Source organism: Mesorhizobium sp. BR115XR7A (assembly GCF_020165315.1).
Classification (GTDB): domain Bacteria; phylum Pseudomonadota; class Alphaproteobacteria; order Rhizobiales; family Rhizobiaceae; genus Mesorhizobium; species Mesorhizobium australicum.
Genome location: NZ_JAIUHW010000002.1, coordinates 566842 through 589876, shown reverse-complemented (window position 1 = coordinate 589876; position 23035 = coordinate 566842). Strand labels below are relative to the sequence as shown.

15 protein-coding genes are annotated in these 23035 nt (G+C 62.3%); 7 read left to right on the top strand and 8 right to left on the bottom strand.

Going from position 1 to position 23035, the window contains the following annotated elements; translation table 11 throughout:
* Positions 1 to 139: 139 nt before the first annotated feature.
* From LB557_RS06850 to LB557_RS06840, 3 genes are all read left to right on the top strand, one after another.
* Positions 140 to 2689 (top strand): caspase family protein, encoded by a 2550-nt coding sequence (locus LB557_RS06850; protein ID WP_224713033.1) that lies wholly within the window; start codon positions 140 to 142, stop codon positions 2687 to 2689.
* A 404-nt stretch (positions 2690 to 3093) separates the two neighbouring features.
* Positions 3094 to 4191 (top strand): OmpA family protein, encoded by a 1098-nt coding sequence (locus LB557_RS06845; protein WP_224644302.1) that lies wholly within the window; start codon positions 3094 to 3096, stop codon positions 4189 to 4191.
* Positions 4192 to 4258: 67 nt separating this feature from the next.
* Entirely contained in the window at positions 4259 to 5437 is a 1179-nt protein-coding gene (locus LB557_RS06840) for a caspase domain-containing protein (RefSeq protein WP_224644307.1), read from the top strand.
* A gap of 61 nt (positions 5438 to 5498) precedes the next feature.
* Here the strand turns inward: LB557_RS06840 and LB557_RS06835 are convergent, their stop codons facing one another.
* Positions 5499 to 6035: a DUF6931 family protein gene (locus LB557_RS06835; protein ID WP_224644303.1), complete on the bottom strand. Its 537-nt coding sequence runs from the start codon at positions 6033 to 6035 to the stop codon at positions 5499 to 5501.
* A gap of 176 nt (positions 6036 to 6211) precedes the next feature.
* Between LB557_RS06835 and LB557_RS06830 the strand changes: the two genes are divergently transcribed.
* Positions 6212 to 6751, top strand: coding sequence for an OmpA family protein (locus LB557_RS06830; protein WP_224644304.1), 540 nt, complete (start codon positions 6212 to 6214; stop codon positions 6749 to 6751).
* A 24-nt stretch (positions 6752 to 6775) separates the two neighbouring features.
* On the opposite strand, the gene LB557_RS06825 is transcribed toward LB557_RS06830, so the two are convergent.
* From LB557_RS06825 to tagH, 7 genes are all read right to left on the bottom strand, one after another.
* The gene (locus tag LB557_RS06825) at positions 6776 to 9217 is read right to left on the bottom strand and encodes a M23 family metallopeptidase (protein ID WP_224644305.1); all 2442 of its coding nucleotides are present in this window, start codon (positions 9215 to 9217) and stop codon (positions 6776 to 6778) included.
* A complete protein-coding gene (locus tag LB557_RS06820; protein ID WP_181171465.1) occupies positions 9214 to 9708 on the bottom strand; it encodes a DUF1036 domain-containing protein in 495 nt (164 codons plus the stop codon). Before LB557_RS06820 ends, LB557_RS06825 begins: the two co-directional genes overlap by 4 nt.
* A 12-nt stretch (positions 9709 to 9720) precedes the next feature.
* On the bottom strand, positions 9721 to 12402 hold the full coding sequence (locus tag LB557_RS06815) for a serine/threonine-protein kinase (RefSeq protein ID WP_224713032.1): 2682 nt from the start codon (positions 12400 to 12402) through the stop codon (positions 9721 to 9723).
* The gene (locus LB557_RS06810) at positions 12399 to 13178 is read right to left on the bottom strand and encodes a PP2C family protein-serine/threonine phosphatase (RefSeq protein WP_140620094.1); all 780 of its coding nucleotides are present in this window, start codon (positions 13176 to 13178) and stop codon (positions 12399 to 12401) included. The genes LB557_RS06815 and LB557_RS06810 overlap by 4 nt, the downstream gene beginning before the upstream one ends.
* A 135-nt stretch (positions 13179 to 13313) precedes the next feature.
* Positions 13314 to 16856 carry a type VI secretion system membrane subunit TssM gene (tssM, locus tag LB557_RS06805; RefSeq protein ID WP_224644013.1) on the bottom strand — a complete coding sequence of 1181 codons (3543 nt, stop codon included), beginning with the start codon at positions 16854 to 16856 and terminating at the stop codon, positions 13314 to 13316.
* Positions 16853 to 18349 (bottom strand): type VI secretion system protein TssL, long form, encoded by a 1497-nt coding sequence (gene tssL / locus LB557_RS06800; RefSeq protein ID WP_224644014.1) that lies wholly within the window; start codon positions 18347 to 18349, stop codon positions 16853 to 16855. The genes tssM and tssL overlap by 4 nt, the downstream gene beginning before the upstream one ends.
* Before the next feature lie 278 nt (positions 18350 to 18627).
* The gene (tagH, locus tag LB557_RS06795) at positions 18628 to 19707 is read right to left on the bottom strand and encodes a type VI secretion system-associated FHA domain protein TagH (protein WP_140661221.1); all 1080 of its coding nucleotides are present in this window, start codon (positions 19705 to 19707) and stop codon (positions 18628 to 18630) included.
* 227 nt (positions 19708 to 19934) lie between these two features.
* Between tagH and tssI the strand changes: the two genes are divergently transcribed.
* From tssI to LB557_RS06780, 3 genes are read left to right on the top strand one after another with little or no spacing between them, the layout of a single operon-like run.
* Positions 19935 to 22262, top strand: coding sequence for a type VI secretion system tip protein TssI/VgrG (tssI, locus tag LB557_RS06790; RefSeq protein ID WP_140661222.1), 2328 nt, complete (start codon positions 19935 to 19937; stop codon positions 22260 to 22262).
* Positions 22263 to 22270: 8 nt separating this feature from the next.
* Positions 22271 to 22693, top strand: coding sequence for a DUF6484 domain-containing protein (locus tag LB557_RS06785; RefSeq protein ID WP_140661223.1), 423 nt, complete (start codon positions 22271 to 22273; stop codon positions 22691 to 22693).
* Entirely contained in the window at positions 22693 to 23031 is a 339-nt protein-coding gene (locus LB557_RS06780; RefSeq protein ID WP_140661224.1) for a hypothetical protein, read from the top strand. Before LB557_RS06785 ends, LB557_RS06780 begins: the two co-directional genes overlap by 1 nt.
* The last annotated feature ends 4 nt before the right edge of the window (positions 23032 to 23035 follow it).

Sequence of the window (23035 nt, the reverse complement as noted above, 5' to 3'; positions counted from 1 at the left end):
AGGAGTTGTGGGAACAGCACCTGCCATCCATCGCGGGTGCGACCTTGCCGTTTTGGGCAGATTGTGAAGTCTTTAACAGACTAGGTAGTCGCAAGCTGTGTCTTGTGCCCTCCAGGTCATGAGCAGTTAAGGATGCGCCATGCTGCGATGTTTTGCTTTCATTGCGGCCCTGATGCTCGCGAGCTTCACGGCATTCCAAGCTTGTGCCGATCGTAGGGTGGCCCTTGTCATCGGCAATTCCGAGTACCGCGAGATTCCGGCCCTCAAGAACCCGGACAAGGATGCCGAGGACGTGTCGAACACCTTTCGGCTGGCCGGGTTCGATGTGTTCGTCGCCAAGGATCTCACCAAGATCGAATTCGAAAAGCAGTACCGCAACTACCTCGCAGCGGCGGACGGTGCCGACCTGGCGATCGTGTATTATTCCGGCCACGGCTTTCAGATCGGCGGAGAAAATTTCCTAATCCCGGTCGATGCATCGCTCAAGAACGCGGCCGACATTGAGGTCCAGGCCGTCAAGCTCGACGATGTGCTGCAGCAGTTGCGGACGAAATCGAAGATCCAGGTGATCATCCTCGACGCCTGCCGCAACAATCCGTTTCCGCGCAAGGACTATTGGTTGCGAGACCAGCTGATCGTTGCTGGCAACACCGGCCTTGCGCAGGTGAAAAGCTCGCTGAACACGCTTATAGCGTTCGCCACCGAGCCCGGCGCCGTCGCTTATGACGGAAATGGCGACCTCAGCCCCTTCTCCTCCGCCTTCTCCCGTCGCGCGCTGGCGCCGAACCAGGAGATACGCTCGGTCATGGCGGCCGTTCGCAGGGATGTGGTCCAGGCTACGGCCGGTAAGCAGGTGCCTTGGGAAAACTCATCGCTGATCGACGAGGTCGTCCTCATGCGTCGCGCCAACCGGCCTGCACTGCCGCCGGTCTTGGAAAAGGTCGTACCGTCCGGCGTCGGGCCTGTCGCGCTCGAATTGCCGGAGCCCGTCGATGTCGATGGCGGTGCGGTCACCGTCAGCATCGACAGGCAGCCGTCGCTGGGGCATCTGATTCTGGACGGCAAGCCGGTTGCGGCGGGGGAGCCGATTGCCGGCAAGGATCTCCCGCGATTGCGAATGGACGTGCCCAAAGGTGTGGGTGCCCAGGAACAAGTCGACATGCTAGCCTATTCAACGCGCGACAATTGGGGTGGCGAATCCCAGGGCATCCTGGTGTTCCGGGTCAAGAATGGTGAGGGTGCCGAGGGCAAGCAACTTATAGCCTCGCTGGAGTCCGAGCAGAAGCAGCAAGCGGTGGAACGCGGCATTCACATTGCCGGCGCCGCCGAAGCGATCGAGAATCGTGAAGTCCATGTTCCAGTTGGCGTCGGCCCGGTTCCGTTGCAACTGGATTTCCCAACCGCGGATCCGGCGGTCAGCCTAAAACTTGCGGGCTATCCGGCAACGGGAACGCTGTCGCTGCCGGATCGGACCTTGTCGCCAGATTCGAGCCTGATGGCCGATGAAGTCGACCACTTGCGCTATGAACCCCAGATTGGCGCCGTCCAGCCACTGATCGTCGGCTTTGAAATCAGGGCCGACAACACGTCCTCGAAGCCGGCGACGATGAAGCTCTCGCCAAGCGTCGACCCATGCGACAGGGAGGCCGGTGAGCCACTTGACCTGCAGGGCGTCGTCCCCGGTTTGTTGCCGAATGAGATCAGCAGCAACGCCGTTGACGTCTGCCGGGCGGCGGTGAAAGCCTATCCCGATGTGGCTCGCTTCCACTACCAGCTCGGCCGGGCGTTGCTTGCGGTTGGTAAGGTCGATGAGGCCAAGAAGGCGATCCAGGAGGCTGCCGACAAGGGGCATGTGCGCGCAGTGTTCGAGCTGGGCTACCTCAACGCGACGGGAACGGGAATGCCCGTCAATCGCAAGCAGGCCAATACCTTCTATGCTGCAGCGTCCGACAAGGGCGATCCCTATGGGATGACCTCGTGGGGTCGCGCCTTGTTCAACGGATATGGCATCGAACGTGACACCGGCAAAGGGCTGGATCTGCTGCTCAAGGCGGCGGCGATGGGGCACACTTATGCCATGAACGACCTCGCCGCCATCTTCACCGAAGGCCGTAATGGTGTGCCTGCCGATGCAGCTCGCGCCGTGGCTTTCCTCAAGGCTGGCGTCGAGCGGCAGGACATGTACTCGATGAACCTGCTCGGCCGCAATTATCTCGCTGGCACGGGGGTCGAGAAAGACCCCAAGACAGCGCTCTCGCTTTTTCAGAAATCGATGGATCTCGGCCAGCCCTACGCTCCCGGCAGCCTTGCGCGCATGTACAGGGACGGTGTCGGCGTGCAGCAGGATCTTGAAGAAGCGCAAAGATTGTTCGAGCTCGCGACGGCGCGCGGCGATCAGTCGGCTGCGTATGATCGCGCAGCTCTGGAGATGCAAAGGGGCGAAAAAGCGGACCAGGCTGTGGCGGTGCGCTATCTTGCCTTCGCGGCCGCGCTCGATCTTCGCAACGAGACTCCCGATGCCAGGAATACCCTGGCGAAGTTTGGCGCCAAGGCGAAGTCGGCGGCCTTGAAGCAGATGCGTGGGGACCTGAAGGCGAAGATTTCGGCCAACGGTTCGTTGGACGATCAACTGATCAAGACGGCCAGGGCGGTCTGGGATCAAGCCAACCCGCGCCGGGACTTGTTCTGACAACATGGAGGCAACAGGTGGGCTGGTCACTAAAACAGGTAATCGTCGCAATCGTCCTATTCCTTACGGTGGCAGGGTGCACAACCATCGCGCCTCCCGTTGAGCCGACGACTACGAAACATCGTACGAAGTCGGTTCGCACGACGACCGCGCCAAAGGTGGTGAAGCACAAAAATGTGACCGCCAAGAAACTGCTCACACCGGTCAAGAAGGAAACCGCGCCTGTCATTGCGCCCTTGGGCGGCGGTAGCGGCGGGGGTGGCGGTGGCTGGGGATAGCGCTTCTACCGCGCGAGGCAGTGCAGGCCTATCGTAGTCACTTTCGCCAACGCTCGCCAAGCAGGGACAAGTGCTCTATGGTTGCGCTGTGCCGTTAGCGAGATCGGTGCCTGGCGGGGGCGTTCCATGTTCGAAGTCGTTGCATTCTGGCGAGCGCGAGCAAAAGCGCAGCGTCCTGGCCTTATCGTCCTAGCGATACTTGGATTTCTGTTCCTCGCACCGGAATCGGCGAGTGCCGCGCCGAACTGGACGCTCGATCCGGACGCTTCGGTGCTTACCTATCAGTCGGTCAAGAAGAACACGATCGTCGAAACCAACAAGATCAGGAATATCACCGGCACGCTGACTTCCGCCGGTGATGCCAAGGTCAGCTTCGATCTCAATTCCGTCGACACCGGCGTCGACCTTCGCAATGTGCGCATGCGCTTCCTGTTCTTCGAAACGTTCAAGTACCCGACGGCCGAGCTGACGGCAAAGGTGGACCCGGCGGCCTTTGCCGACTTGCCAGCCAAGCGCCGCATCAAGGCAAGCTTGCCCTTCCGGCTCAGCCTGCATGGCGTCGACAAGGATCTGGAGGCGAGCGTCGTCATCACCATGATCAGCGACACTCAGGTTTCGGTTGCTTCCGAGGCTCCCGTTGCGGTGCATGTGGAGGACTTCGGCCTGCTGCCGAATGTCGACAAGCTGCAGCAGGCCGCCAATGTGACCAACATAGTGCCCACTGCCTCGGTGTCCTTCGACTTCGTCTTTGCTGCCGAGGGCAGCAAGCCGGGTGCTGTACAGACAGTCGCGGCCGGCGCCGCCGAAGTCGGTCCCGTGGCCACCGACGCTGCGAAAGCCAATTTCAGCGATGAGGAGTGCCTCAACCGGTTTGCTGTTTTGTCGCGCACGGGAGCCATCTACTTCCGTGCAGCCAGCGCCCGACTTGATGCCAAGAGCCGTCCATTGCTCGCCGAGGTCGAGGGTGTCGTCGGCAAATGCCCGACCCTGAATGTTGAGGTCGCCGGCTATACGGACTCGGACGGTTCGCCAGAGGCGAACAAGGCGCTCTCCGAAAGGCGCGCCAGGGCGGTTGCCGATGCGCTGGTCGCCGATGGCGTGCAGCGCCGCCAGATCAGCGCCACCGGCTATGGCGAGGAGCGGCCGGTTGCCGCCAACGATACGGCAAAGAACAAGGCGCTCAATCGGCGCATCGAATTCTCCGCCACGAAGCTCGCGAACTGAGGTCAGGGTGGGCTCCCGTCCCTTGGCGTTTTGCGCAGGCTTGTTTCGCGGCACTAGCCTTGTCGCGATGGTCTTGCTTTTCACCTTGACCGCCGCCACTGCCGAGCGTCGTGTCGCGCTGGTGCTGGGCAACTCGCAATATCAGCACGCCGCGCCGCTCGCCAATCCCGCGCGCGACGCGCAGGCCATGGTCGAGCGCCTGCAGAACCTTGGTTTCGAGGTGGTCTCCGGTTTCGACCTCACCAAGCAGCAGACGCAGGCGACGGTCGCCCAGTTCGCCAAGCAGGTGCGCGGCGCCGATGTCGCCTTGTTCTTCTATGCCGGACATAGCTTGCACGTCTCCGGCAAGAATTACCTGCTTCCGGTGGATGCCGCACTCGAGGACGAAACCTCGCTCGACTTTGAGGCCGTGTCGGTCGATCTCATTTTGCGGCAGATGTCTCGCGAGACCAGCATCAGGCTGGTATTTCTGGACGCTTGCCGGGACAATCCTTTGGTCGATGTGCTGGCCAAGACCGCGGGCATCAAAGGTGCAAGCAGCGGGCTTGCGGAAATTGGGATTGAGAACGGCGGTGCCGGAACGCTCATTGCGTTCGCTGCCAGTCCCAACCAGCTCGCCTATGATGGGTCCGGCGCCCACTCGCCCTTCACGACGGCGTTGCTTCAGCACATTGGCGAATCCAATGTCTCCATTACCGAAGCGATGAACAGGGTAACCAGCGACGTCTTCAGGGCGACAGGCGGTAAGCAGCGCCCCTGGACCAATGTCTCCCTGACCACCGAGGTTGTCCTGCACAAGGTCGATCTCAACGCGCCGCTGATCGTGGGTGAAGCGAGCACCTCGCCTGATGAAGCTAGCTCCGGGACGCGCAACACCGGCGGCTCGGCAGCCCAGACTGACGACCAGCTTGCGCTCGATGTTCTTCGAGCGAAGATCCCGAAGCTTGCCACTGACGGGCCAATCTTTTTCGATCGCCCGGTCACGTTCGGGGATCCGGTGATCGACGGCAAGAGCATCGCCCAATTGATCAAGGGCGAACCGCTTTTCAGTCCGGTCGAAGGTCTCGACAAGTCGGTGTGGGAAGGCAAGCACTGCGACAGCTGCCATGAGTGGAACGAGGCCCGGCTTTGCGAGCAGGCGAAGAATTTCGCTGCCAACGACGTCTCGGTCCTTCGCCTGCAGCATCCGCTGGGTACCCGATTCAAGGTCGCGCTGGCCAGATGGGCGCAAGGCGGCTGCCAGTAGTAGTGCTGGGCTGGTGCCAGCGACGAGGGAGGGCAAGCAGGGGAGGCGAACGGCGAACCCGTTACGCCTCAAGCTGAGCCATCTCGATGCCCATTTCGACAAAGGCGGAAAGCAAGGTAAATCGGTCCGCCAGCGCCGCGCGGGCCAGTCCCGCCAGGATTGCGGCATTGACGGCATGGGCGGCGGGGAATCCGCTGGACTCCATTTTGAGCGTCGGGTGACGCCATACCGCTGCCAGTGCGATCCAGGCGGCCGGGGTTGCCGGCGGCAGCTGCAAGGAATTGCTCAAGGCTGCTTGATGTTGAACATTGTCAGGCTCGCCGACGCGGGCATGGACAAGCGCTAGCAATTCGAGGTCCTGCCCAGCGAGCAGCTCGGCGACATTGCTCAAGCATTCATGTCCCCACCAGACGGCGGCTCGCTCGGGTAGCAGGTAGGCACAGAACGTGACTGCTTCTTCCGGCACGCGCCCGGCAAGCAGGCTGCGGCAAAAATCTAGGGGCGGCTGACCCGTCGCCAGCGATTTCATGTCCCTGGCGATGGCGGGACAAGCAATGAACAGATCCCGTGCCGTTCTGTACCCGAGTTCATTAGCCATGGCTGCCACATCCCCACGAGCCAGCAGAGAAGCACTCAAGCCTGTGGGCGAGCGCCGGTCAAGCGTCAGACCTCAACAGGTGGTCGCCACGAGCAGCATGCGTTTGGTCACAGACAATCGCTTCCCAATTTGCTATGGTAGGCGCCAGCAAATCCACTCACACTGGAGTGACGGTCATGCGATGGGTCAGTTCAGCCTTGGCATTAGCGGCCATGCTTCTTGCAACGCACGTCTGTGCCGATCCGCTTCAAAATTCGGAAGACATCGTGAAGTTCTTCGCCAATCAGCCCGGCAATCTCGGTGCCTCGCGCGGCATCTGCGTCGGTACGGAGGAAGAGTGCAAGAGCAAGGCGGAGAAGACCGGTTCAGCCCCACAAAAAGCTGGTCTCGACATGATGATCAATTTCGCCCTTGATTCGGCTCAACTCGACCAGATCGCGCGCACGGAACTCGATGAGTTCGCAAAGGCGCTCAAGGACAATCGGTTGAGCACGTTCAGCTTTGTCGTCGAGGGGCATACCGATGCGACGGGCTCGGATCGGTACAACCAGGACCTTTCGCAGCGAAGGGCGCAATCGGTGGCGGCATTCTTGACAGCCAACGGGGTAGAACCTGCCAGACTGGAAGCAATCGGCGTTGGCAAATCGCATCCGCGGGTCGCTAACCCTTACGATCCGGTCAACCGCCGCGTGGAGATGCGTGTCAGGACCGAGTAGGCTCGCCGACCGGCCGATCCTTAATTAGCCCGGCTCAAGCACACCTTGGATCGAATTGAGCAGCGCTGTTATCGCCTGCTTGTATTTTTCGAACTCCGGTGACGTCTGCCGAACTTCGGTGGTCGTCGCCGGCTGGCCCGCATCCGTCACCACGCGCGGCACTTTTTGACCCATCTTCCGCTCGGCCCAGTCGATGACATAGCCAGCGGTCTTGCCGATGAGGAAGGGATTGGCCTCGATCACCGCTGAACCCAAAACGGCGCTCAATTGCGACGTGCCGGACGCGGCCAGCACCTGGTGCGCTCCTTCCATGCCAAGGAAGTGGCACAGGTAAAGGCGACCCGCCGTTATCTGGTGGCCGCGGGCGCGCAGATAGGCTTCGCCTTCGCGCGCCAGATTGCGCACCATTTCACGCGACAACGTCACGTCATAGCGAAGCGCGAGCAGGTCGGCGGTCGAGAGCGAACGGGCTAGATCGGGACGATAGGTGTTCATCATCCGTATCCAGGTCTTGGTGATGAACTGGCCAGCCCCGGTTGCCGACGAGTTGGGATTCTTGGCGCGGGCGCTGCCGCCGCTTTCAACATGTACGATCCGGTCGGTTAGCGTTTCGACCGCGGCATCGCCAGAGCCTGCGGATCGGCCAGAGCTGGGGGACTCAGCGCTGGCAACCGTGGTAACCGTCCCGAGCGGATCGATCGCCTCGCCGTTTTGATAAAGTTCGAAATGCAGATGCGGTCCGGTCGAGAGCCCGGTCGTGCCAATATAGCCGATGACGTCGCCTGCCTTCACTTTGGTGCCGACGCCGCTGGCAATGGCGAATTTCTGCATATGGGCGTAGCGCGTCTCGCGCCCGTTTGAATGGGTGATCTTGACCAGATTGCCATAGCTGCCGCCGTCGCCTTGGAAGCTGATCTCGCCGTCGTAGGCGGCCATGATGGGCGTGCCCACAGGGGCTGCCCAGTCGACGCCTTTGTGGATTCGAACCGTTCCGAGGATTGGATGCCTACGCGGGCCGAAGGTCGACGTCATCACCCCGCTCACTGGCGTGATCATGCCGTTGGTGACGGTCTGCGAACGAACCTGATCATCGCCGGTGACGCAGGCATACTGCCCGTCGGCTTGCTGGTAGACGAAGCAGTCGAGGTTTTTGTCCTTACCCAGGACGCCGACATAAAGCACCCGTCCGGAAATCTCGCCTTGGCCGCGCGGGGTCTGCGAGTAGATCAGCACCAGGCGTTGGTCCTCACCGGCGAAGGCGTCCAGATCCTGTCCTCTCGACAGATACATGATCGCTTCGCCGATCACGCTGGTCGGCACCTTGTTGCGCGCCGCCGTCGAGTAGATTGCGTCGAGCAGACGGTACTGCCGCTTCGGCCCACCCTGATCCGAACCACCGGAATAGTTGAAGAGGTCCTCGCGCACCCAGGGATCGACGCCTGCAACAAAGGCGCCCCCGACATTGCGGGTCAGTGTGCCGACGTAAAGGTTCCTTGCGTAGACGGAGACCTGCATCAGCGACATGGTCGTCGTCTCACGGTTCGGCCGGAAACCGCGCAGGGCCACCACAAAACCAGGCTCCAGCCGATCGCGGTTGAACACCGCTTTCAGCGCCTCGCCCGCAAGCCTGGCATCGTCCGTGGAGAAATGCGCGTCGAGCGCGACGCTGTCCAGACTGCGCTCGTTGAGAACTTTCACGAAAGTGTCCTCTGTTGCCTCGTAGCGCTGATAATCGCTGATGACGGTCGCGACCGTGGTGTTGTTCTCAATGGCGGTCTTCTCAAAGGCGGGCAGCGCTTTCTCGCCTTGGTCAATGGTCTCGCCCCAGCCGGCCTCGGGGTCGTCCGCGTCAGCTTTGAGCGCCGAACCCGGGGACATCTCCCCCCCTTCAGGCGCCGCCTGCAGGTCGTTCGCCAGATCATCGCGTTGATCCTCGGACGCGACGGCAGGTTCGGGCGCGGTCGGCTCGTGGCCCTCGGGTGCCGCGGCGGAGGGCTTCGGCGCAGCCTGCCGCTGCGCCTGGAAGAAGGCAAAGTCCTCCTGCGTGGAGGGGATCGTCGTCATGAACTTCTCGCTGGCGCTCAACATCACGTCGGACAGGATCTCGATCTGCGGCGAAGCCCCGGAACTGTCGAGTTCGGCCGGGCGCGCAATCGTGCGGCCCTTCGTGGCGGTCTCGTCATCGGGTGCCAGCGTGATCCACATCGGGTCACCGGCAAGATCGATGATGGCCGGCACATAGACCGAGGCGTCGGGGGGTATGTCATCCATACCTTCGACGGGATGCAGCTCTTCATTCTCGTCGCCGAACGACCAGTCATCCCGGGTGAGATAAAACCCGGTGGCAATCGCAATGACGATGAGCGCGGCAAGGCCAGCAAGAAAGCGGTGCCAAAGTTTGCGTCTGCGCTCACTCTGGCGCGCCAGCTTCTTTTGTTTGAAGCTCGTGTCGATACGGTGCGTCACGGGCCGTTTCCGGTCAGGAAATAGGTCCAACGCACCTGCTCGAGCGTATCGACTTCGACGAAACGGGCCGCGATATGACCGCGCTGCCAGCACTCGTCGATGCCACGGATAGAGAAGCGGTGTCGATCAACACACATTTCGGTCGATCCGCTGAGGATCGCATGGCCGAACACGTCGGTCGCGTAGAGGTATACGTACCGGTTGGTCAGTTCCTCGCGGATGACGTTCACGCATTGGTTGGCGCCAATGGTCCACCAGCCGTCGGTCTGGTCGGCATCGTCGATCTTTTGTCCGACGGCGAGATTGACGACGTCGAGGGTCTGGTTGCAGACGGTGAATTCCGCATGCGCGCTGTCGGTCGAGACGGCAAGGAGCAGTGCTGCGCCCAACAGCGCGGAAAACGCGACGCGGTTGGCCAGCAAGCGTCCAGACCAGCTACGCTTTATGCGTGCGGAAGGCGGGCAAAATAGATGCAGGGCGCGAAGGTCCATCGGCGTTCATATCTATCCGCCGAGCCTGAAATACTTCGCGGCGGCGGAGAATTGCGAGCCGTCGGCCTCGATCTCCTCGAGGATCTTTGGCAAAAGGTCGGAGGCTGGTGTCGGCCTGGAGAAGCTCGCGGCCCGAATGTCGTGCGGTCCGGTGATCACCAGCATGATCTGCGGCAGGGCTTTGCCGGCCGCCTTGTCGGCGGCGCCCAAACCAATCGGTATGCTGAAAGTCGCCTTGTCAGCCTGCGCCACCATGCGGTCATCAAGGTTGAAGGCGATGCCTCTGTGGTCGATCAGCATAACGTTGGAAACGAGCCCGCCATGGGTTGCCAGCGTGCCCCTGATCGGCGCGCCGTCCGGCACCGCCGTCCGGTCGAGAACCAGTTGCGGCCTTTCCACCTGGTTGCGGTCGAGCAAGCGCAGGAACCTGGTCACTTCACACTGGGGCTGGTCGATGACACGGACGCTGATATCGGGCTCGAGATGGAACCTCGACTGAAAGTCATTGAGCATCTGCTCGAAGGGCTGCACGGCGGTTGCGAAGCCTTCGATTGCGGCGGCGCTGGCGCTTTGGGATGTCAGCGACGCGTAGAAACAGTCGCCGCCACTGAAGTCGCGCACCCACAACGCACGTTGCGCCGTCTCGTCGACGGCCGCCGCTGGCGGCACCGCCGGCTTGGGCATGTTGATGGCGACGTCGGTGTGTTCGGGCTGCGTGGTCAACGGCGGCCGCGGTTGCTGGGACGGTTGCGGCGTGTTCGCCGCTTCGGTCGGCGCGGCTGGCAGCGACTTGCTGGCGATCGCAGTCGGCGGCACCGGCTGAGCCGGCGGGCTGACCGGCAGAGCCGGCACTGGGCTTTGCGCAATCGTCGGCGATGAAGCCTCCGGCTTGGCCATTTTGGAAAGCTTATCGACCAGCTCGGTTGCGCTTGGTTTCGTCGCCGGCGGGTTTGCTTCCCGCGCCGGCTTGCCCTCTGCCTGCGTCTGACTTGGCGCCGACGTCCCCGGCGGCTCGCCGACTGGCTGCGGCGGGTTCGCCTTCGCCTCGGGCTTTGCCACCGACACCGCGTTTGACCGGGTCGCGGTCGGCGTCTCGGCAGGCTTGATCTCGACCGGCGGAGTAGCCGTTGCTTCGGGTTGAGCCATGGATGGTGCGGTCTCGCCGATGGGCGGCACCATAGGCGCCTGCCTGTCGGCGGTCACCGGCTGGCCCGTCGGCTCCTGGCGGGCGACCTGCTGTGATTTTGTTGCCGATGGCAGCTCGGGGCGCGGGGTCGGCACCGGCATTTCGGGGGGCTTGGCCTGCTGCGGTTTCTGCTCGCCTGCTGCGTCCCCCTGGTCCGCGGCCGGTATTGTGGTCTTCACCTGAGCATCCGGCAGCGCAGGTGGCATTGCCGTTTGTTCGGTGGCAGCGTTGTCTTGTTTTGACGGCTCCGGCTGCAGCGGTGATGATGGCGGCGGTTGCGATGCTTCCGGTTGCGGCTTCTGCACCACCGGTTTTGATGTCAGAGGCTTGGGGGTCTCTTCGGCCGGGGGCCGCGCCAGGATGCCACTGACATAAAGGCCGCCCCCCAACAGGACCGCCAGCGTCACCAGGGCGCCAGCGATGGCCGGCATCCGCCCCGGCTTTCGCGGCTTAGCCGGAACGGTCGTGCCGGGCGTCGGCGCCGACTCTGGTTGCGACAAATGCGCCGGCCGGACATGCTCGACAAAGCGTTGTTCGCCCGGAGATGCCAAAGGCTCGAGCCTGGAGGTGGGCAGTGCCGTCCACCCGGCGCGCGGCAAGCCGGAGCGTTCCCGCGAACCATACGATACGGGCGGCAACGTGAGCTCGACATCCTCGCCACGCGTCGCCCTGGCGATCTCGGCCATGCTGGCGGGCCGATCGCGCGGGTCGGGCTGCAGCATGGCGCCGAGGAGATCATGGAACTCGGGATCGATGTCAGACAGGTCTGGGACGGTCCGGCGTTTTTCGATGACCTCGTACTGCGAGCCGCTCATGTCGAGTGGCTTTCCGCGCAGTGCGGCGGCGAGTACCAAGCCGAGGCTATAGATATCGGACTGCTCACTGACCTCGCCGCCATAGAGGCCGAGCTGTTCGGGCGATACGTAATTGTATTTGCCGGCGAACTTCCCACCGATCAGCGTTTCACCGCCTGCGGTCGCGGAGCGAGCGATACCGAAATCAATGATTTTGGCGTGCTCCACCCGGCCGCCAGGCAGGATGATGTTGTCCGGCGAAAGGTCGCGGTGAATCGCGCCCGCCTGATGCACAGCCGCCAGCCCCGAGGTCAAGCGATGGCAAAGGCGCCGCACGTCTTCCCCCTGCATCGCTCCGTGACGCATCACATCAAAAAGTGATTGGCCGTCCACGAACTCCATTGCCAGGTAGGGGCGGCCGATCTTCGGATCGATGGTGAAGACGTGATAGCGAACCACCGCGTCATGCGACAGATGGTTGAGGATCGATGCTTCCTTGCGGAACAGCGACAGGATCGTCTGGTCACGGGCGAATTCGGGCAGGACGATCTTAATCGCCACGTGATCGCCGGTTTGGATGTTGTGGCCGCGATAGACTTCTCCCATGCCGCCGGACGCGATCCTCTCGTCGAGTTCGTAGATGCCGCTGAGCTGCGTGCCGGCGCCGGCATAGGTGACGTTGGTCGATATCCGCGTTTTATCGTCGTCGCTCATCTCGCGAGGCTCTCCGGTCCGGACCGATCCGGATGGGGCGCACGGTTGCGCCCGCCGCCGATCTTCACGAGTACGATGGTCACATTGTCCGTGCCGCCCCGCGCCAGCACCGTCTCCAGCAGGCTCCGGCACGCCGCCTGCGGCGTTGCCGATCTGACTGCGGCTTCGATCTCGGCGTCGCTGACATGAGCCGTCAGTCCGTCGGTGCTCAGGACGAAGACATCCCCCGCCATCAGCTCGCCCTGCTGGAAATCGATCTCGAGCTCGTCGCTCACCCCGACTGCATGGGTGATGACGTGGCGGCGCGGCCAGGTAAGCGCCTCTTGCGCGCTGATCATGCCGCGATCCACCAGTTCCTGGACCTCGGTGTGATCCTTCGAGACCTGAAAGATTGTCCCGTCACGGATCAGGTAGATGCGGCTGTCGCCGGCCCATAGGCCCGCGAACCGTCCATCCATGGCAAGCAAGGCGGCGAAGGTCGAGCCGATGGTGATGCCGCGGGATCGCGAGATCTCGCGGATCTCGGAGTTGGCGCGGCTCAGCCGGTCCTCGAAGCGCGCACGAAGGTCGGGTGCCGAGCTCGCTATGCCGATCGTTGCCAGATGGTCGACGATGCTGGCCGACGCGACCTCGCCGGCTTCGTGCCCGCCCATGCCATCCGCCACCACCCAGAGACCGGTCTGCGGCTCTATCAGATAGTTGTCCTCGTTGTGGTCGCGCACGCAGCCTCTATGGGTCACGCCGAAGCTTTCGATGGAAAGGGCGACAGTGCTCAATTTGCCACCTAGCGCTTCGCGAGCGTCCCCTGTGACCAACCCCGGGCAGCGTGCCCAGGCCACTTTGCCATAAGCGCATCCATTAGAGTACCAAAATGAGTGCCGCAGCCGCCGCTGCGCTTGAACAAAGCCGTGTCAGAACGCCTTCGGACAGCTGAAGTCGGCCAGGGCTGGCAAAAGGAAGGGATTTGCCGCCGGTCCGGTCTGGATCATGTAAGCGACGTCGCGTCCACCGATCACGAAGCGGGCTTCGCCGCTGGCGGTGATGGTCGCCTTGTCCAGCAGACGTTTGAACGCCCACGGTCCCTCGAATTTGATAGCCGAGTCGCGGCCGGGCATTTGCGGCATCAAGGTGAGGCTGGCGGAAGCCGAGGTAGTGCTGTTTGGCCACGTCACCGTGCTCGGCGCGTTGCCCGTCTGACTGCTCTGGATGGTCTGGCCGTCAATGTTGAGAACGGCGTTGTCTGCGTCTCCATTGAGCGTAGACGGCGTGATGGTCATCGAAACCGAGGGCACAGAGCCGCCGGACGGAAAGAAGGCGCTGCGGATCTCTGCGGCCGACTGAAAGGATTTCAGGGTCGACTTCGCCAAGTCGTGGCCGGCGCGGGCATCCTGTCTCCAGGTCCATTCCTGGCCGCTCATGTCGATGAGCGACGCAAGGTTTTGCGCAAAGAAACGGTCAATCAGCCCGCCCGGCGCGAAAAGCTTTGCGAAATCCGCTATCGAGATCTCTTGCGTGGCGTCCCTTGCGAAGGGATAGCGACCGCCGACCGCCTCCTCGCAGGCTCGTGTGACCGTCTGGTCGAGGTTCTGGTTGAGGTTGGCCAGCGAGGCTTCGGCGACACTGCCAGCAAACTCGTCCGCTGCCGCGTTGACCATGCGCGCAAGCGGCTTCGGAAGACGCGAGACATTGGCGCGCAGCGTGGAGATCTGCAGCTGCAGGTTGGCGTTGAGGCGTTCGGTTTGTGAAGGATCATCGGCCGAAAGCCTCAGGCTTTGAAAGATATCGCGGAAATTCCGCGTCAACGCATCGATTGGACGCCCTCCGTTGGCGCCGCTGACCAGGGACTGGAACGATCGAAACTGCGCCTCGACGTTCGCACCGGCACTGTGTGCGACAGCCGAGCCAGAGCCGGCACGGCTCTGCGACTTGCCGCCGGCGATCTGCAGGCCGATGCGAGCCAGGCCTTTGGCCATGCTGGCGAGATCCTCTTGCGCCGCGCCGCCTTCGCCCTCGACCATCTTGTCCTTTGTCAACGCGGTCTCGTCGGCGATCGCCGTGGAGAGCTGAGCAAGAGGCGAGTCCGGCGCGGCGAGAGCGGAAAGCGGCAGATATCGCGGCTTGTCTTCGAGCAATGCCTTGAACATCAGCTGGTCAAGGACGCCGTTCCACGCGGCGGAGAATTCCTTGCCGTAGCGGTCGATCAGTTCTGGACCGAGCTTGGGCAGATCCTGGTCGATGCCGCCCTGTTCCCCGCCGCCGCCAAGCACCCATTGGTCATTGACGAGGATTTGCGCGATGCGCGAGAGCTGCGGCAGGAAGAAACGGTTGAAGCCATCGCGCGTGTAAAGCCCGGGAACGTCGAGATCCGCGAGATCGCCGCCATCCGCGCGTTCGAACACGAGCTGTGCCTCAGGGCCGGCTTTTGCTGCGACTGGGAAGCTCTGCAGCGTTGCCGCGTAGACCGCCGACCTGATCAGCGCTGAAGCGCGGTCGGCAAGGCTCATGCGGCCAAGCGAGCGCTGCGCGGCTTCGATCAATGGCTGGTTGAGCTCGAAGACGGGATCGTAGGCGTCATCCAGGGCAAGCATCGCGCGCAGATGCTTTTCGAGCTGCGCGCGGCCCTCGCGGTTGTTCTCGCCCGGATAGCGGTTCACTTCCCAATCCTGCTTCATCCAGGAAACAATCAACTCGTTCTCGACCTTCGGAGCCTTTCCGCCGAGCATCAGATAGATCTTCAGCGGCTCGTAGAGTGCGATTGGATCGGCAATCTTGGCCTGGATGGTCCGCTCGGCCTGCACCAGGAGGCGGGAGCGGAATGTCCGCTCGAGCGCTTGTCGATAGGCATCCTTGGAGGCCGACAGCAGCCTGTCGCGCTGGCCAAGCCCGAACGTCTCCTCGATCGGCTTTCCCTGGTCGCCGGTCTCGAATCCCGCTGGCAGGTTGCGCAACTGGTCGAGCGGGCCGATGACATTTTCGAGGTCGACGTCGCTCACCATAGTGCTCTTGAGCAGCGCATCGGCGCTGTCGCGATAGTGGGCCATGGACTGCCTGGTGGACGTGATCAGGGACTGGTTGGCGAAGAAGCTCAGCCCAAGCACGCCGAGCGCCGTCAACGTCGCCAGCGCAATCGTGGCGAGGCCACCAAATCTCGCAAGTCTGGCGCGCCGCTCGGCCACCCGGTCGAAAGATACCCAACCTGATTCCGGGAAGATCACCTTGGTCAAGAGATCGTGCAGGAAGAAGCTCTTGCCGGTGCCCGAAAGATGCGCCTGCGAGGCGGTGCCGAAGCTGCGCCCGATTGTGCCCAGTACCTGGTCGAACGGTGTTCCTTCCTGAGTACCCGAGGAGAAATAGAGGCCCCGCAAGCTGACATTCACCCGCGATCGGGAGGCATCGAACAAACTGCCGATGAAATGCGCGGTCCGGTTCCTGAGGGCGCCGAACTGCGCCGGGAAGTCGAAGATGGCGATGCGCGCCACCGGGTCGGCCTCTTCCTGCAAGCGCTCGACGAGTTCTTCTGCCAAGCGCTGCGCCAGGCCGTCGAACTCAGCCGCTGCCTCGCCGGCCATGTTCCTTGTGCGATCGGCGGTCTGGAAGGTCGCGCCCCATACCTGGCGCCTGCGCACGTCATCAAAGCCGCCGAAATAATCCATGAAGCCCGACAAGAGGTCGGCCTTGGTGAAAAGCAGATAGACGGGAAACTGGATCTTGAGCGTCTCGTGCAATTCGCGCAGACGGCTCCTTATCTCGGTGACATGCGCATCGATATGCTGGTCGTCGAGGCTGATGAGATCGGCGAGGCTGATGGCGAGGATCACCCCGTTGATTGGTTGCCTGGGGCGGGTTTTCTTCAGCAATCCCAGGAATGCAAGCCAGCTCGCCTGGTCGCGTTCGCGGTCCGATTCGTGCGTCGTGTAGCGGCCGGCCGTATCGATCAGCACGGCTTCATCGGTAAACCACCAGTCGCATGACCGCGTGCCGCCGACGCCAGTCACCGGCTGGGCGTTGCCGGAGCCCGCAAGCGGAAAGTTGAGGCCGGAGTTGACCAGCGCCGTCGTCTTGCCGGCGCCTGGCGGACCGATGACGATGTACCAGGGGACATCATAAAGGAAGTTGCGCTTGCGGCTCGTCCGCCTGAGCGTCGCGATGGCTTCGCTCATGCGCGCTTCGAGCACCAGTGAATCGTCGTTGCGCTCGTCGCCGCGCACAATGGCCGTTTCGAGCGCCTGTTGCGCCTTGCCTCTTTGCCAGAAGCGAATGCCGTAGAAAGACGCAAGCACGATGGCGGTCGTGCCGATGATGAGAGCCCTGAGCCACACCGACCCAAGCGGGCGGGTGTCGGCGAAGCGGATCAGGGGTCCGGCATACCAGACGGCGGCCGAGAAGCCGACCAGGGCAAGCGCGCTGAAGATCCGCAGCACCCAGCCGATCAGCTCCTCGCCGCGCCGGCTCATAACGCGTCCTGCTTTGGGAGTATCACGTCGACGCGGCGGTTCTTGGCCCGGCCGTCGGCGGTCGCATTGCCGGCAATGGGTTCGTCTTCGCCCTTGCCTTCGACGCTCAGGCGCGACGGGTCCTTCAATTGCTTGGCCATCATGGCCTGCACCGCTTTTGCACGTGCAACAGAAAGATCGAAATTCGACTTGAATGGGCTCGACTTCTTCGGCTTCACGTTGTCGGTATGGCCGACGATTTTGATCGGTCCGGGTTCGGCATCGAGCGCCGAGGCGATGTCTGTCGCGATGGGCTGGAACTGTACCGTTACCCCGGCCTGGCCGGGCAGGAACAAGAGCTGGCTGCTGATCTCTACGACGATGAACTCGCCCTTGGTGCCGACGCTCAGTCCACCGCCCGCGACCTCCTTGGCGAGTGCGGTGCGGATGCGGTCGATCTGCGTGGTGTTCGCAGGCGTAGGTGGTGGCGGGTCGGCTCGCGCCGGCTCGGCGGGCGCCTCTACGCTGGCCCGTTCAATCATAACCGGGCTGGATGGATTGAGCGCCAGCAACTCGCTGGCAGTGACATCGCCTTCGTCAGTGATCAATATCCTCAGCCAGAAAAAGGCTACCGTCACCAGGGTCGCGCCTGCCGCTGCGATCGCCCACAGCGGCAGCCGCCCTGCTGGCCTGGGCATCGCCGCCGCCATGCCTTGCCACCTGGGCGAAATCTCGTCTGCGGCACGTGGCCTGAAATAGCGCAGTGTGTCGTAGACGTCGCGCCGGACGCGCTCGAGTGTGTTGCGCTCACCCGACAATGCCCGATACTGGCCTTGGAAGCCCAGCGAAAGGCAGGCATGCATCAATTCGAGCAGGTCGCAATGGCTTTCAGGCTTGGCGAGGATATTGTTCAGCGCCTCGTAAAAGCCGGTCCCTGTCGGCTGCGTGTGGAAGAACTTCATCACCATGCTGTGCCGCAGCCAGGTATGCTTGTCCGGCCAGGGCAGATTGCCGATGAGGTCGTCAGCGGTTTCACAAAGCGCAAACTTGGCGATCCGCGCGTCTTGTTCGGCAATTCCGGCTTTGGCCGTGGCACGGTCGAAGCTATCGATGTTGTCCGCGATATGCTCGGCCAACGCGGCCGCTTGGCGTTCGACCGGCATCAGCCGCAACTGGCCGAACAGCATGAGCAAGGGGGCTGCGGCGGCAAGGATGGGATTGGCCGCGGCATACTTCACGCCAGCGGTGGCGTGGAGCAAGGCATCCTGCTGCAACAGTCCTTTTGCAGCCACCGCTTCGTTGTCTTGAACAACAACAGTTCCCGACGACCAGCCGGGGGGCAACTGGCGGCCGGCGCCGGGGTCGAACACGGTCGATTCCCTGGCCGGTGAGGGGACAGGGGGCACGCTTTGCACACCGGAACCAGCGGGAGCCACGAGCGGCCTTTGCCTCGGCCGTGGCACGCGGATGACGGTTTTATCCGGAGGCTCGGAGGAATCGTCCTTCGAGCTCATCGGCGCACCACGGCCGAAGTCCAACGGGGGTCTTTCAGACAGGAGGAAAGCGGCATACGAGGCTCAGTATCAGCAGCGAGCCGGATCGAAGGTCTGATCTTGCCGAAACATGACATTCCTGCACACGCCCCAAGCCGCGCCGCTTGCCAGCCTGGCAAGCGCTCCTATGCCATTCTAGTCGCACAGGAAGCCGATTGAAATCGGAAAGCAGGATGTCAAGGAAGCGGCTTTTCCATGATGTTGCATAGCGAGTGCTAGCAACGCCATCTGGTGCAAGGCTATTTCTGCTTGCCAGCCTTGGCGTAGGCTTCGGCGAAATAGGCAAGAAAGACATCCAGCATGCCGTTTTCGTGCTTGTCTTCCATCGTCCGCCACGTCGCGACGACCGCATCCCAGGCGTGGCTCTTCCTGGATGAAAAGGAGGCGGGCGGGATTCTTCTGGCGATTGCCTCCGGCGACAAGTCGTCGAGCAGCCTTGAGAGCGCGGCCTGCATGGCTGCGTAGGTTGCGATCTCGTGGGTCTTCAGATCGTCGAACGCATCCTCGATGCTGCGTCTGGCATCCAGATAACCTGCCCGCCGCTTGGCAAACATGATCTCCAGCATATCGTCGGTGCCCGGCACGAATTTCAGCGGGTTGTTGTCCGCGGCGCCGATCATCGTGCGATGCGCGCTCTTGGCGAGGACCTTGGCCGCCGCGCGCGCCTTGAGCAGCAACGACAACTGCTCGACTGTGGTTCGCAAGACCGCGCCGATCTCGGCAGCGACGTCATGCGGGTCGCGCGACGCCAACAGCTCCGGCGACAAGCCGGCCGCCCTGGCGATATCGCCAAGTATCCGGTCGGCTTCCGCCGGCTGCTTGACTGGGACGTCAGGGCCGGGGCTCGGCGCCGACGACATCGACATTTTCGCTGCCTGGCCAGGGCTGTGTTCTGCCGGAGTGGGCAACGGTGCGCTGCCGGGCTCAAGCGACCGTCCCGTCGAGGCCGGCAACTCGCGTTGCGTCGAACCGGTCCTGGCTTGCGGATGACCGGCGCCAACGGGCTCTTCGTCGATCGAAACGGTGATGACATAATGGCCAATCAGCAGCCGGTCGCCTCGGATTAATCGATGCGGCGCATTCAGGCGCTGGCTGGAGCCGTTGACGAAAGTGCCGTTGCGCGAGAGGTCGTATAGCCAGAACGAGCCCGTCTGATAACGGATTTCGCAATGCCGCCCCGAGATGAATTTGGCAGGGTCGGACAGCGTCCAGTCGCAGTTTTCGCGCCCGATTTCGAAGCCACGGTCGCGGGCGGCATAGCTCGCGGCGACCCCTGGCGGTAGCCGGTCGACATTGCTGATCTGAAGCGAGATGAACATTCGAAGCCACTGTCCGCTGAAATCCCAAGGCATTCTAGCAGCTTGCCGGCGCAGTGGGAGAGGCGGGTTTCACGAACAATGCTCGCCAGGTTCATGCGTTGCTTTTATTTGGTCTCCGTCGAAGGTATGCTAGCTTGCGGCGGTCAGATGCTGTGAACGTGATGCCGTTCACGGAGCGGGGCTTCAATCCATCATCCCGGCTGCCGCGTCGAGGAGGGGCACGACCCATGCCGAATGAACGTGCCACGGTTCTACAGACGCCGGTTGGGGCCGATGTGCTGACATTTACCCATCTCGTTGGCCGTGATGAGATCAGCCGATGTTTCGCCTATACCGTGGGGTTCGTCAGCAAGAGCCGTGAGATCGATCCGCTGAAGATGCTGGGCGGCGTCGTTTCCGTCGAAGGCGAATCCGATCCAAAGCGCTGGTTCAGCGGTCTGGTGTCGGATTTCAAACTTACCCGCATAGAGGATCGGTTGACCTATTACGAGGCCAGTGTCAGGCCATGGCTCTGGTTTCTCGGCAACACCACCGACTGCCGCATCTTCCAGAACATGACCGCTGTCGAGATCGTTGAAAAGATCTTCTCGAAATACGGCATCGCCAAGTTCGAGAAGCGGCTGCAGGGGTCTTATCCCTCGCGCGAATATTGCGTGCAGTACGATGAGAGCGATCTCGATTTTGTGCAGCGGCTGCTCGAGCACGAAGGGATCTTCTATTTCTTCGAGCACAACGAGGGCAAGCACACGCTGGTGCTGTGCGATGCCATGAGCAAGCTGAAGCCGGCGCCAGGCTACGACAAGGTGCTTTACAATTTCGAAGGCCACGGCTCGCGCCGTGATGTTGAATACATTACCGAATGGATTCCGGGCAGCGCCGTGCGTCCAGGCGCCTACGTTCATACAGACTATGATTTCGAGAAGCCCGGCGCTGACCTGATGGCGAAATCCGCTCAGCCCTTCGCCCATCAGGAGGCTTCGGGCGAAAACTACCGTCAGCCCGGCGCGCATCTCGATGTCGGGCGTGGCGATAAGATTGCCGGTATCCGGCGCGAGGAACTCCAGGCTGTGCACCAGCACAGCACGGCGGTGGGAACCGTCCGGGGCCTTTTTTCAGGCTGCAAGTTCACGCTGGAAAGTTTTCCGCGCGACGACCAGAACCAGGACTATCTGGTGATCAGCGCCGAATACCGGCTGTTCGATCCGGGCTACCGGACCCAGAACGAAGCCCACAGCGAGAACTTCAGGGTCGTGCTGGGCGTTGCGCCCACCAAATTGCCCTACCGGCCGCTGCGGATCACGCCGCGACCGATCATGCGCGGGCCGCAGACCGCGACCGTCGTCGGCCCGTCAGGCGAGGAGATCTTCACCGACAAATACGCGAGGGTGAAGGTGCAATTCCATTGGGACCGCCTCGGCAAGAAGGACCAGAACTCGTCCTGCTTCGTGCGTGTGTCGCAGACGTGGGCCGGCAGCGGCTGGGGCTTCATCCAAATCCCTCGCCTCGGCCAGGAGGTCATAGTCGATTTCATCGAGGGCGACCCCGACCTGCCGATCATCACCGGACGTGTCTACAATGCATCGGAGATGCCGCCTTACGCGCTGCCGGGCAACGCCACGCAATCAGGCTGGAAGTCCAATTCCTCGAAAGGCGGCGGCGGCTACAACGAGCTGATGTTCGAGGACAAGGCTGGTTCCGAGCTGGTCAATTTCCAGGCGCAGAAGGACCACCATCTGCTGATCAAGCACGATCGCAACAAGACCGTACAGCACGACCAGTCCGACCGCATCGACCATGACGCCAAGCACTCCGTCGGCCATAACCTTGACGAGGACGTCGGCAACAACAAGACGGTCAAGATCGGCGTCGACCAGACGACGAATATCGGGTCGAACGATTCCGAGACGGTGGGTAAGAACCGATCGCTGACGGTAATGGCGAACGAGACGATCCACGTCGTCGCCAATTCGACGGAGAACATCGACGCTAATCACTCGCAGACGGTGGGGCTGGTGCAGACGGTGACTGTGGGCGCGGCGCGTATGGATTCGGTAGGGGCGGCCGAGACACGGAGCGTCGGCGCAGCGCAGTCGAACACGATCGGGGCTTCACGTTCGGTTACGGTGGGGGCGGAGCAGAGCCACGATATTGGGGCGGATGATAGCTGGAATGTAGCGGCCAGCCAAAGTATCGAGATCGGCGCCGATCAGGGCCTCAAAATCGGCGGCGCGCAGAACACCGAGATTGGCAAGACATGGACCGTCAAGGTCAGCCAGGATGCCTCGACCCAGATCGACGGGGCGCACGAACTCAAGATCGGCAAGAAGAGCCTCACCCAAGTCGGCGAGGATGCGGGGTTGGTGGTCGGCAAGAACCTGACCATCGAAGCAAAGGACTCGATAACGATCAAGACCGGTGGTGCCGAGATCCTTATGAAGAAGGATGGAACGATCACCATCAAGGGAAAGGACATTACGGTCAAAGGTTCGGGAAAGATCAATGTCGACGCTTCGAGCGATATCGTCATGAAGGGCAGCAACATCCTGCAGAATTGAGGTTCGAAATGGTTGCGTTGAAATCGCGGATCGAGGGTGTCGTTATCGGCGTTCTGTTGGGCTTCGAGGAAGCCGCGCCGCTGGTCGTATTTGCAGGCAATCCAAAGGAGACCGCACTCAAGGCGAAGAGCCTCGTCGCGCTGGGTCCGGACGCGATCGCCTCCGAAGTGGCACTGTTGTTCGAGGAGGGGGATCCACTACTTCCGCTGATCGTCGGACGCATTGTCGATCCGACCCGCGACTCGCGGCCGCGGGCGTTCAGTGACGGGCGCCAGGTGCGGATCCATGGTGAGGAACGCGTCGAACTCCGCTGCGGCAAAGCGTCCATCATCCTGGAAAAAGACGGTCATATCACCATTCGCGGCACATATGTCACCAGCCATGCCAGTGCGGCAAATCGTATCCGCGGTGGCTCGGTCAACCTCAACTGATGCCGCGCGCACCCGTCCTTCCGAAAATCGTGCGCCAGCACGCGGAGATGGCGGCGTTCCTGTGGACAGTCTACGACCGGCACCTGCTTCACCCGGATGAGAATCCTGACATGGACGCTGAGCGGCTCGCGCGGCTGGTCGAGCGGCTGGAGGCGCATTTGGACGGGCTGTGGGTGGCGGGACCGGACGGCAAGCGGATCGCTCAGGAACGGTTCGCCGAATATCCCGAAGCGGGCGAGCTGTTCGTCGTGCGCATGCTGGAGGCGAAGCGCCCGATCCCGGTCACAGAGCTGGACCTCAAAAAGGTCAGAGAATATCTCGGGGCGAACGGGGTGTAGATCC